The organism is Sulfobacillus sp. TH-112, from assembly GCF_057473405.1.
The window spans coordinates 1-10,869 of record NZ_JBYCKN010000121.1 but is presented as its reverse complement, the minus strand read 5'-3'; the positions used below and the strand labels follow the sequence as shown (position 1 = coordinate 10,869).

The 10,869-nt window shown below is 54.1% G+C and carries 15 protein-coding genes; 10 read left to right on the top strand and 5 right to left on the bottom strand.

The window, feature by feature from the left end:
* Positions 1-200 precede the first annotated feature (200 nt).
* The 6 genes from ACOJWD_RS08320 to ACOJWD_RS08295 all read left to right on the top strand — a co-directional run bounded on the left by ACOJWD_RS08320 (position 201) and on the right by ACOJWD_RS08295 (position 5,478).
* On the top strand, positions 201-491 hold the full coding sequence (locus ACOJWD_RS08320) for a hypothetical protein (RefSeq protein WP_486992761.1): 291 nt from the start codon (positions 201-203) through the stop codon (positions 489-491).
* Between the two features lie 333 nt (positions 492-824).
* Positions 825-2,084: an O-antigen ligase family protein gene (locus ACOJWD_RS08315; RefSeq protein ID WP_486992760.1), complete on the top strand. Its 1,260-nt coding sequence runs from the start codon at positions 825-827 to the stop codon at positions 2,082-2,084.
* Between the two features lie 81 nt (positions 2,085-2,165).
* Positions 2,166-2,693, top strand: a complete 528-nt coding sequence (locus ACOJWD_RS08310; protein ID WP_486992759.1) for a sigma-70 family RNA polymerase sigma factor — start codon at positions 2,166-2,168, stop codon at positions 2,691-2,693.
* Positions 2,690-3,730 carry a hypothetical protein gene (locus ACOJWD_RS08305; RefSeq protein ID WP_486992758.1) on the top strand — a complete coding sequence of 347 codons (1,041 nt, stop codon included), beginning with the start codon at positions 2,690-2,692 and terminating at the stop codon, positions 3,728-3,730. Before ACOJWD_RS08310 ends, ACOJWD_RS08305 begins: the two co-directional genes overlap by 4 nt.
* Positions 3,727-4,641 (top strand): ABC transporter ATP-binding protein, encoded by a 915-nt coding sequence (locus ACOJWD_RS08300; RefSeq protein WP_486992757.1) that lies wholly within the window; start codon positions 3,727-3,729, stop codon positions 4,639-4,641. Before ACOJWD_RS08305 ends, ACOJWD_RS08300 begins: the two co-directional genes overlap by 4 nt.
* Positions 4,642-4,644: 3 nt before the next feature.
* A complete protein-coding gene (locus ACOJWD_RS08295; RefSeq protein WP_486992756.1) occupies positions 4,645-5,478 on the top strand; it encodes an ABC transporter permease in 834 nt (277 codons plus the stop codon).
* 630 nt (positions 5,479-6,108) lie between these two features.
* Here ACOJWD_RS08295 and ACOJWD_RS08290 read toward each other — a convergent pair.
* The 5 genes from ACOJWD_RS08290 to ACOJWD_RS08270 form a co-directional block, all read right to left on the bottom strand.
* Positions 6,109-6,369, bottom strand: a complete 261-nt coding sequence (locus tag ACOJWD_RS08290; RefSeq protein WP_486992755.1) for a DUF5615 family PIN-like protein — start codon at positions 6,367-6,369, stop codon at positions 6,109-6,111.
* Positions 6,366-6,623: a DUF433 domain-containing protein gene (locus tag ACOJWD_RS08285; RefSeq protein ID WP_486992754.1), complete on the bottom strand. Its 258-nt coding sequence runs from the start codon at positions 6,621-6,623 to the stop codon at positions 6,366-6,368. Before ACOJWD_RS08285 ends, ACOJWD_RS08290 begins: the two co-directional genes overlap by 4 nt.
* A 129-nt stretch (positions 6,624-6,752) precedes the next feature.
* Positions 6,753-6,944: a hypothetical protein gene (locus tag ACOJWD_RS08280; RefSeq protein WP_486992753.1), complete on the bottom strand. Its 192-nt coding sequence runs from the start codon at positions 6,942-6,944 to the stop codon at positions 6,753-6,755.
* A 33-nt stretch (positions 6,945-6,977) separates the two neighbouring features.
* On the bottom strand, positions 6,978-7,115 hold the full coding sequence (locus tag ACOJWD_RS08275) for a hypothetical protein (protein WP_486992752.1): 138 nt from the start codon (positions 7,113-7,115) through the stop codon (positions 6,978-6,980).
* 169 nt (positions 7,116-7,284) lie between these two features.
* Positions 7,285-7,815 (bottom strand): dihydrofolate reductase family protein, encoded by a 531-nt coding sequence (locus tag ACOJWD_RS08270; RefSeq protein WP_486992751.1) that lies wholly within the window; start codon positions 7,813-7,815, stop codon positions 7,285-7,287.
* Positions 7,816-8,484: 669 nt separating this feature from the next.
* On the opposite strand from ACOJWD_RS08270, the gene ACOJWD_RS08265 reads away from it, so the two are divergent.
* The 4 genes from ACOJWD_RS08265 to ACOJWD_RS08250 all read left to right on the top strand — a co-directional run.
* Complete coding sequence (locus ACOJWD_RS08265; protein ID WP_486992750.1) at positions 8,485-9,618, top strand: sialidase family protein; 1,134 nt, start codon at positions 8,485-8,487, stop codon at positions 9,616-9,618.
* A 258-nt stretch (positions 9,619-9,876) separates the two neighbouring features.
* A complete protein-coding gene (locus ACOJWD_RS08260; protein WP_486992749.1) occupies positions 9,877-10,056 on the top strand; it encodes a hypothetical protein in 180 nt (59 codons plus the stop codon).
* A gap of 70 nt (positions 10,057-10,126) precedes the next feature.
* Positions 10,127-10,615 carry an RNA polymerase sigma factor gene (locus ACOJWD_RS08255; RefSeq protein WP_486992748.1) on the top strand — a complete coding sequence of 163 codons (489 nt, stop codon included), beginning with the start codon at positions 10,127-10,129 and terminating at the stop codon, positions 10,613-10,615.
* Position 10,616: 1 nt separating this feature from the next.
* Positions 10,617-10,869, top strand: a 253-nt coding sequence (locus tag ACOJWD_RS08250; protein WP_486992747.1) for a hypothetical protein, incomplete at its 3' end; no start/stop codon positions are given.

The following is a 10,869-nucleotide window of genomic DNA, read 5'->3' as shown; positions in this document are numbered from 1 at the left end:
GAGTTGCTGTTGTAAGCTCATCATAGGTATGCGCCTCCTTAGAGCATAATTATCGCAATATCTGTCAATTCACGCAACCCAGTGTAACAATTTGTCGCCTTAAAATGTCTAGTAAATGGTGGAAGAGCGGCCGACGGCCACTTTGGTATAATAGCAGGAGTGACACTGAAGCCTTACTGGTGATGCGAGGGGGAAGCACGATGAGTGAGTGGAACAGCGGAACGTTTAATCCTGGACCATTTGGGGATTGGATTCAAGGTGTCGTGGGGCAGGTCACAGGGAATCTTCGCGGAATGGTAGGGTTTCCCCGTGAAGAGATGGTCCGAAACATGGATGACTTTGCCTTGCGTTCGATTAAACGGCATCTGGAAGCCCGTCAAGCCGACCTATATGACATGATCCGGGTGATTAATCAGGAGATGGATCGGCGTGAACAGGCCCATCCGTCGACGCCAGAGTCGGCAGACGACGCACCCACTGCCGAAGCATAAAGACAAAACCTGAACATTATTGCAAGGAATCCCTCTCGGTATTGGGGCAATGTGGAGAGGGATTCATTGTGTGTTCATGGCTGTGAGTATCGCGAGGTATTGTGTCGTCCGATGCCGGTCCGGTGAATGATTGATTCAAATACGCCGACCGATAGGCCATCAGTCGCTTCGCGTTGTGTTCGGGGCTCCTCATGGTGCTAGAGCCACTTGGGGTTCTTTCTACTACCTTTGGTCAACCGCCATTGTAACTTTCACCGTTTTTGGGGCGTTTCGCCTATGAGACAGAGCGTGCGAATTCGGTATAATGCTGTCGATAACTGATTGAGGTGACATATGCGCGATGTAGCCATTGTGTTGGGGATTATTGGACTGATTGTGGTATGGAGGAAGCCCGGATGGGTGTGGTGGTGGACCGCGCTAGCGTCGGTGGCGCTCGAAGTGATCCATCATTGGTACGGAGGCGTGGGACAATACATGCCGGTGGTAGGAGGCGTGATTGGGGCCATGATCGCCTATTTCCCTCGGCGTGCACTGTGGAGCTTTTTATGGGAACGTCGTAGTCAGTACTGGGGCTTCTTAGTCTATACGGTGATTGTATGGATATCAGTGGTGGTTTCGATTGATCGCCATGTGTCGTTGCGCTATGCGATTGGTGTTCCCGCGATTTTTTGGCTAACGGCGGGGGTAATGCCCTATTTAATTCAAGAGACCAAGATGACCTTAGCCGATGTCTTGAAACCGATGGTGTGGGCAGGCACCCTCTCTGCGCTCGCCGCGCTCATCGGTGCGGTCTTCTTTCACCAAGGATTTGTGGTTCCTGTGGGCCATCATCACCTCTTGGCGTGGGAATGGCCTTATGCCAATAAAAATACGCTCGGTATGCTGATGGTATTTTCCACTCCTGCGGCATTGGGCCTCTATTTGGCCCGAGACCACGTGTCGAGAGGCCGTAACTGGTATGGGCTAGCATTTCTTCTCAATTTTATCGCCATGGTGTTTAGTTACGCTCGCGATAGTTGGATTGCGACCTCGGTTGGCCTTTTAGTGATTGTTATTGTGCGCTATCGCAAGTGTGGCGTATTGGGGGTGCTGATTACTGGTATCGTCGTGCTGTTGGCGGCGGTGTTGGCGACCGGCGTGAAGCGATGGGAGCGGTTGTGGCAGCATGGGCTGACGGGTCGGACCGGACTTTGGAAGGCGGCCTATATTGTGTTCAAGCAGCATCCGATTTTCGGTGTCGGGGCCGGAAATTCGCCCGAGGCGATCAGGCCCTATGTGCCTCCCGCCTATCGCGGACTATCGCCGCATGACTCGATTTTGCGCACGTTGGTGGAATTGGGGCTCGTGGGACTCATCACCTGGATTATCATGATGCTGGTGGCACTTTATCGATACTTTTTTGCGAGCAGTCAGACCGAGGGGTGGATGGCCGTGGTGCTCGGCGCGGTATTGGTAGCGGCACTGGTCGAGCAAGCGGCGGAATCCATCTTTTTTGGTGGCGTGTTTTTCGGGGATCTCTTCTTTACCGCTCTGGTATCGGTGGGCTGGCTCCTTCCCACGATTAGTCGCCCGAGCTATTATCACAAACGGTAACAGGCTCGCTCGAGATTGGGTGTAATATCTGCAGCGGATGATTCGTTATCTGTATGAAGAGGCGTTGAAGGGAGGGTCGACATGGCGGATGGTCAGGCGGAGTTAAAGCGACTTTACGAAACAGAATTTAACGGGCTGGTACGACACGCAAGCTATATCACGGGTAGCCGGGACATTGCTGAAGAATTGGTGCAAGAAGCCTTTATACGTTTAATGACTAAACCGCCACGTGACCTGTCTCGGGTCGGGGCGTGGATTCGCACCGTCGTCAATAATCTGTCGCTGGACTATGTGCGGCGGGTGAAGGTCGAAGAACGCGTCACTGATCGTCTGTCAACTGTCGAAAGCGTACCGTCTGTGGAGGAAATGACGATGACCCAATTTGAGAGACAGCGCGTGCAAGAGAGCTTGAAGGTGCTGAGTAGCCGTGATCAACGCGCGTTAATGTTGCGGCATTCAGGGTATAGCTATAGGGAAATTGCGGCGAAGTTGGGATGCCCAGAGGAACAGGTGGGTGTGATTCTCATTCGTGCTTTGCGCAAGCTGAAAGAGGCGTATCAGGAGGATAAGAGCGCTCCGGTACGGCTAGTGCGGGAGGTGCAAGCATGAATACGGCCGATCTCTATCAAACGCGCTGTCCCAGCGAGGCCCAGTGGATGGCATTTTATGATGGTGAGGGGACATCGGAATCGCGCGAGAACTTAGGAAAGCACTTACGGGATTGTGCGATCTGTCAGACTATCCTCAGTGAGGTGGGCGAGCAGGTGATGCTCATGGACTTCGCGTTTGAGGCGAATCCTCCCTTAAAGCGTCGCCATCGTATCGAACGGTGGATCCCTGTGTCCGCGGCGGCGGTGGTCGCGGTAGCGGTTGGATTGGGAATGCACACCTCTGGAAATCGCGTGATGGCTGCGTTAGCCACCCTATTTCAAGTCAAGAGTATTGGTACGGTGCCGATCAGTCCCGAACAACTCGCGGAGATCTCCAATGTGGTGACGGATGGTGGGCACGTGACGTTAAATCATTATGGGTCGATCACGGTGGCAGGTCCTGTTCAGAGTGAATCCGTGCCATTGCGGCAGTTGCCAAAAATGGGGATCGCCAATATCTGGCCGACGACTTTGGGGAATGTGTCTCAGGCATCGGTACAAACCGGGATTCACGTCTCTCTGAAACTCAACGTCCCGCATATTAATCAACTGATTGCGAGTGAAGGAGGGCACGACCTCTTTCCAGAAAGCTCCAACGAAGTGCCGGTTATCTTAACGGTGCCGTCGGAAGCCACTATCAGAGATGATGCGTGGATGGTGAAGGAGGTACCGCAACCGACGGTTGCGGTACCGGGAAGTTTGTCCACGGCCCCTCTGATTAAGGCGTTGGCTCACTTGCCATTTTTACCCTCGTCATTGCAAAGCGCGTTGGGGCAGATGACGAATTGGAAGAGCACCTTGGTGGTCCCGCTGCCAGGGCATCCTGAGAATGTGACGATTCACGGTGTGGCTGGTATTGTGGAGAGCAACCCGACCCGTACCGAGGTTGGTGAGGCATGGGTACAAAATGGCACAGTCGTGGCGGTGATTGAGCATCGCGCCGAGCCCATTAATGTGAAAGCGTTTCAGTTGGAGGTGAGCCGCCTCTTTTCATGAAGGCGATTCAGACCCTCGCGCTAAGCAAATACTTTCATTCCCGCGTAGCGTGCGAAAACATTAATTTGTCCGTAAATGAAGGGGAGATTTATGGTCTCCTCGGACCCAATGGGGCCGGCAAGAGCACTCTGGTGAAAATGTTGGTTGGCCTCGTGACCCCGAGTCAGGGAACGGCTCGGGTTTTGGGCTTTTCATTTAAGGACCGGGAATTTCGTCAGCACATTGGCTATTTGCCTGAACTCTTTCGATATCAGCCCTGGCTCTCAGCCGATGAAGTTTTGGCCTTTCACGCCGGTCTTTTGAAGAAAACGGTCTCTTCGGAGAGACGAGCGGAGTTGCTCGCTCGAGTGGGGCTTTCGGGACGCGAGCGCGACCGTGTGCGGACTTTTTCGAAGGGACTGCAGCAGCGCTTAGGTCTCGCGGTGGCAATGGTGGGCGATCCCAAGCTGATTTTTTTGGATGAACCCACGTCAGCGCTAGATCCGATTGGACGCTTTGAAGTGAGCCAACTACTGGATTCACTGCGCCGTGATGGCGTGACCATCTTTCTCAATAGTCATCTTCTTTCTGATGTGGAAAAACTGTGCGACAGTGTGGCGCTTATCAATGAAGGGCGCGTGCTCTATCAGGGTTCTCTTGAAGAGGCCATCAATGGCACGGCCGGAAATGTTCAGTTTGACGTGGGTCATTTGACGGGGGCGACCGGGTCTGCCATCGTGGATCGTTATCATGGCATGATAGAATGGAGGGGAGATGAGCGGGCAGCACTGCGGATGATGCTCTCGCGCGATCAGGTGCCCATGGTGATTGCGGATCTGGTCAATCGAGACGTGAACATCTACGAAGTCAAGCAAGAGCATTCCTCATTAGAGGAGTGGTTTTTAAGCCGAATCGGAAAGGACAGCCACTAGATTATGCACACAGTGATGCGGTATTCCTTAGTGGAAACGCTAAGAAAACGAACCATTGCGGCCGCAGGAGGGCTCACCTTTCTTTTTTTATTGCTGTTTTTCCTGTTTCTGAAATGGATCGGTCCAGCGCCTGCGCTCGCCAGTGCACGTTACGTGACGGGACTCACCTACCTCTATCTGGGCCTCTTTGCGGCTTATGTCATGATTGCGTTATTTGGGGTGCTCATATTTGTGGCTGCCGTGTCGGGAGAAATTGATGATGGTATGCTGCTGGCGGTTGTACCGCGACCGCTCTCACGCACGGAACTACTTTTGGGGAAATGGCTGGCGTTGTCGCTTATCGTGGTGGTCTATGTGAGTCTACTGTATTTTGGACTGGTGCTGATTGACCAAGCGCAATTTGGGACGGTGATTGGGAGCGCACAGAGCCTCCTGGCCGCGTGGGCCGACTTTTTATTAGAAGGGATCTTGGTGAGCACCGTCACTCTTTTGGGTTCGACTCTCACCGCGACCATGACCAATGGGATTGTGGTGTCTTCTGCCGTACTGATTGCGTTTTTGGGGGGCGCCTTGGAACAATTGGGAGCGCTGACCGCCAACAGTACCGCCTTTACCGTCACCAGTTGGGTGACCAGCCTTCTCATTCCCACCGATGCTCTTTATCGACGGGCCCTCTATCAAATTCTTGGCAATCATGTCTATCCGGGAGAAGCGGTCGGCTTTGGACCGTTTGGTGCCATTCATCCCCCAGGGGAAGGCATGGTGTATTATGCGATCCTCTATCTCATCGTCATGCTGCTCTTAGCGGTGATGAGTTTTGGCAAGCGTGACCTGTAGCACGGGATTGATGCCATGCCGGGGCTGTTCGCTGCGAGATGCTCGCCAGGGTAAGATACCTCTTTCATGAAACGATGGGGCGGATCAAAGCGAGCAAGGGAGAGCAGGATTGGAAAATTTTTGACACCGTCTGGGACTAGTTGCAGGAGCCTCGCTGCCATCTAAGACGAAGCTATGCAGAAGTCGAGGCCAATCCAACATTCCGCTGACATGTATGTCATCATTGACAATTCCTCAAAAAGAGCATTTCGGATTTAGTGGCTCATTTCCAGTGTCCGGTCGCAAGACCGTCTTCATCATGAAAGTGGGGAAAAGCTCATGTTTTTTGGAGGAGTTCCTGGGTGATTAAATACACCCAGACGTCGAGAGTCTCTTTTGTACAGAGCAATTTTCGTCACATGCGCGGCGGCGTCAGTTCATCCGGCGAATGGGCATTTCAAGGATCGCCGACCCGACCTCAAACAAATTCTGATGACGGTGTTCGCCAACCGTGATTCTGAGCGCCAGCCCTGTCGTGGTCTTAGTTAGGAAGCCAAATAGACCGTGTGATGATTCGAGCGGACACCAATACAAATACTCGCGAAAAGTATGATTCGGGAAAGTGTCTAAGCGTACGGTCTAACACCGAATTTACCGCGCATCCAAGCCCGTGTGGCCCATGCGAACTGCAAGAATCCCTCCGCACTGCTCCGGTGGAAATTTTTCCATCAACCGAAAATCCTGATAATTGAGCGTGATTAACACCCGCTCCGTCGCACATGCTGACCGGTACACGACGTCGTCTGTCTTACCGAGCAAACCCGCAGCCGCGGCAGACAAGACGTCGTGTCCGCGGATTCGTAGCCACCTATCCGTTTCGGCCCCGATGTTCTCATCCAACAGGATTCTCATGGAGCGTCGGAGTGAGCCGGTGCTTGAGACGACCACTGTCCCACTGCATACGCCCCGAAGGCGATCGCCGCTCGGACATCCTCCTCCGTCAATTGCGGATATTGCTGGAGGATTTCAGAGAGCGTCGCCCCTTCGGCGAGATAGTCGAGAATCATTCGCACGGGAATGCGGGTCCCGCGAATACAAGGCATCCCATCCATAATAGCCGGATCGATCCTAATTCGCTCGTCTGCGAGGTCACCGTGTTCCGCCATGTTATCGCCCTCCTCATCTCGCCTCTGACCTTATTGTACGCCCGTTCTGATTACGATACCAAACCAGAATTAGAAAGTCACCACCCAAGCCGGTTGCGGTTGATTCGGCCCCCCCGCGATCAATGCCACCTATGCCGTCACCATGGCCAGTGCGGTGATAATCGCTGCCGTGAAATACGGAACGGGATTAACCGAACGCACAGAATGCAGAGACAATCCGCCGCTCATGGAGATTGCCATGAGCCAATCGGACGCCAGCCGGATGAGGGTCGTCTCGCCGACCATTCCGACAGTGCCCACCGTTCCTAGGATGCTCTCCACGGGAATCGCCAGGCATGCAATGCCCAGGGACCACTAAAACACTTGATCAGAAAAAATGGGCAGGGATGCCTTGTCTCGGATTATGGCAACCAATGTCACGCCAGCGACTGCAATGGCGAACAAGATGGCAGCCGCCACCAAGGACATTAAGGACGTTTTGAGACCTCGCATAACCTCCCCAGAACCTGCACTCGATCCCCTGGCAGGTGCTTTGCGGATGTGGGTCCCGTGGATGGAGGGGACTGGAGGTGGGCTTCATGCGTATTCGCCCGCAGTAACTGATACTCAAGTATGCGAATTTGTCGGGCACGGTTTGGCAATGCCATCCCCCAGGTCCGTGTCATTCGCGTTTGTAATGCAGTTCGACAAACCGATGGTATTGGGTGACCTTGACCAGGTTGAGCGTCGATTCGTAAGGACTTGATTTGAACAACGGAATGCCCTGACCAATGATAGTGGGCGCGATGTGAATAATGAAATCGTCCACTAAGTTCGCACGAAGTAACGAGGTGAGCACCTCCGCGCCCCCCACGATCCAAATGTCCTTGCCGGGCTTCTGCTTGAGTGAGGCCGTAAAGTGGGCAATATCTTGATTCACAAATGTGACGTCGGCCGTTTGTCCCCTGAACGTCCGCGACAACACGTAACACGTCTTTCCCAGGTCGGGACAGTCCGATTGCAGGTTTCTCACAATCCACTCGTACGTTCTTAGACCCAGTAAAATCGTATCGACCGTCTCATAGAAAGCCGCGTATCCCTTGTCCCCCGAGCCCTCAAAGTTTAGCAGCCAGTCGAGCGATTCGTCTTCGCGTGCGATATAACCGTCCAAACTTTGGGCAATATACAGCACGAGTTTCCTGGCTGACCCCATCGGGTACCCCCTAATGTCGGACACTGGTTCATGGCGTACTATGATCCATCCTGCCATGCGCGTCTTCTTCTCGACACGGGCCGAAAATCCCTGCTTTAGGATTCAGCCTCAAGACGATGCCGTCCGAATCCTCGACCACGGGATCCCGATTCTCCTCCGAAGCCCTCGTATTTGTATAGCCCTTTGAGCCATTGCTAGATCAATTTGCTCACGTCACGAGGGTGAGATAGGTTGGGACAGCGCGCGACGGCGGGAATCCGGACCAGAGTGGCTTGCGGTAGGGGTACCGTCCTCTCGCATGAATCGCAACGACCGAAGGAGGAGCCCACCCGAGTCGTGGTGGCCACTTCCAAATGGTCCAAAAGTGTGACGAGTGTGTCCGCTGGATCGTAATGGCGATGGTCGGGCGCGTAGCCGCTCGATTCCTATCTCAGAAAATGGTACGTGCTACAGCAGTAGCAGTCGCTGCAGAAAGCATCCACTTGGACGCGCCACTGCCGGTGGTCGGACCGAGCCGAATGGAGGAAGACCACGGCTGGCCCATCCGGCCGGTTACTGCGTAGGTATCAATATAGTAGAAACCCAATATTATCCACTCTGTCTATGCAGGTAACCGATTTGCCTTATCGACGTTTGATCAGTGAGCCTGTGGCGAGGGGGAATTGTTGGATGATGGTGCGGCGCATGGTTTCAGGAGCAGCCTTCTTGGCTCTCCTCATAGTTGTGACGGCCTGTGGGCCCCAGCATGTCCCGGTTCCGGTGTCGCGTCGCGCCTCGACGCCCAGTGCACCTGTTTTGACGGCTATTCAACCGCTTGATATGATGACGCCGTCCATCGGCTGGGCTCTCACTCCTCGCGGCGTGTATCATACAACGGCGGGACCCCGCGAATGGCATGGTGTCTTGCCGCTACCCGCTTATACTGCGAACGTCTTTCCTCTGCTATTTCATGCCCCATCCTCAACGACCTTCTGGCTTGTTCGACCGGTATCACCTACTGACGAGGGATATGCGCTCTGGTGGACGCAATCAAGTGGGCATCGATGGCACCATCGTCTTTTACCCGCTGGTAATACCCCTATCAGCCTGGTCGAGCAGTCTTCCCGTGCATGGTGGTACTTGGTGAGCCCCAATGGCCCGGCCATGAACTTTGAGCAGTGGACCCTCTATCACACCACCAACGCGGGAGACACTTGGACGACGGTCGCGACCACGGTGGGGTCACGGGCCCTGTCTCAAACATTGACGGTGGGGAATCCCGTAGGCCTCATTGTCCGAGGATCGTCGCTGTGGATTCCAGAAAGGCAATACGGGACCCATGCTACAGTGCTCGAATCGGAAACGGCCGGGCGCACATGGCATCAAATCATACTCCCCACGTATTTACGCGTCATGACGCCGGTAAGCATCGCCGCATGGACAGCATTATCGACCACCACCACAATGGTACTCACTTCTCCGACAGGGACGGCCTTGGCATCGACGCGCACGGGTAGGACCTGGAGCATCACCCCCGTGCCTCCCGACACAGCCGGACCGGTTGAGCCTCTCCCCAAAGAGAACTGGGTTGTTGCGACCCCCCAGGCCGTCTGGACGACGACCCACAACGGAACATTATGGCATCGTCATGCGCTCCCCGCCGGAAAAGGGGTGCGGTGGATCGACTTTTTGAACCCGAAATCCGGCTGGATTGGCGTATTTGGCGTCGCACAGCATTCGGGCATCATGGTGTATCACACCTATGACGGTGGCAAACATTGGACTCTTCAGACGATGACTATACGCGCCCCAGCTCGTCGCTAGCCGTCGTCATGACGCGTGTCCCGGCTGGTATGGAAACTCGTTTTGTCGTGAGCTTAGTTAAGATGGTCGTCATAATTTCTGAATCCATTTCCCCGTAAAAACGGCCAGCGAAGCATCCTCCGAGCCTCCCTCTCATCATTCGCTGAATGAGGCTTATGATTATGTCTATCAGCGAATTTTGGCCCTTCGGGGTGATTTTGCTTGGCCGTTTTGCACTACTTGTAGGCGGATCTGATGATCAGAAAGTGAGTCATAGTGATGACAAAATTGGTTAGCGCCAACACCCGCGCGCCATCGTATGGATTACCGGACGAAGCCAACTTCCTCGGCCATTTGACGGAACAGGGGCGCGATTCCCACGACGTGACTCGTCTGTTCATTGATCGTATCCACCATGGGGAGGTATTTGCCATGCATCGCCAAGCACGGAGAGTTTAAAATTTTTCGGACTCCCTGCTAACAATCAGCGCGAGTATTCCCTTACTTTATATGATGAGGAGGGGCGTGGATGGCAGAGCGATTACCCGAGGATGCGTGGCTTACCGATTGGATTGATGCATGGGGGGATCGTCTGGTCCGTTACGCGTATGTATTAACGAAGGACTATCACCATGCCCAAGATGTGACCCAAGAGACCTTTATGCGGCTCATGGTGTTTCACGAGAAATATCCTGAGCGAGAAATTTCGCCGGGTTGGCTTTTTACGGTGGCGCGGCGGGAAGCGCTTACGCACTATCGGCGACGCAAACACGAGACGCTTATCGATTCCTACGGCACTATGGGAGAAACCGACCTGCATGTGTGGCTGCCCCCTGCGTTCCGCGAGCTTCTAGAGCATCTCTCCTTGGTGGAGCGAGAGACGATATGGCTCTTTTACTATCAAGATTGGTCGACAGATGCCATCGCCCGATATTTGCATCAGTCGCCGGGGGCTGTGCGGGGAAGATTAATGCGCGTACGAAAAAAGCTTAGGGCGTTATGGGAGGAGGAGCGGTAGTATGAAAAATCAGAGGAGTGACCAACTACTGCGTGATGATTTCACGGCTCTAAAGATGCCGGATGAGCCCAATTTGACATTCGATCCGCATCGCATCGGAAAAGGCCCTACGCGAAGAGTGCCGATGACGCGTCGCAACGTGCCATATCTCTTGATTGCTGGGGCTTTACTTCTGGGGTTCATCCTGATGCCCGCGTTGGTGGTACATCCACCCACTCCAGCGACGGTTCATCCCAAGGAGAAGCCCGGCAGTC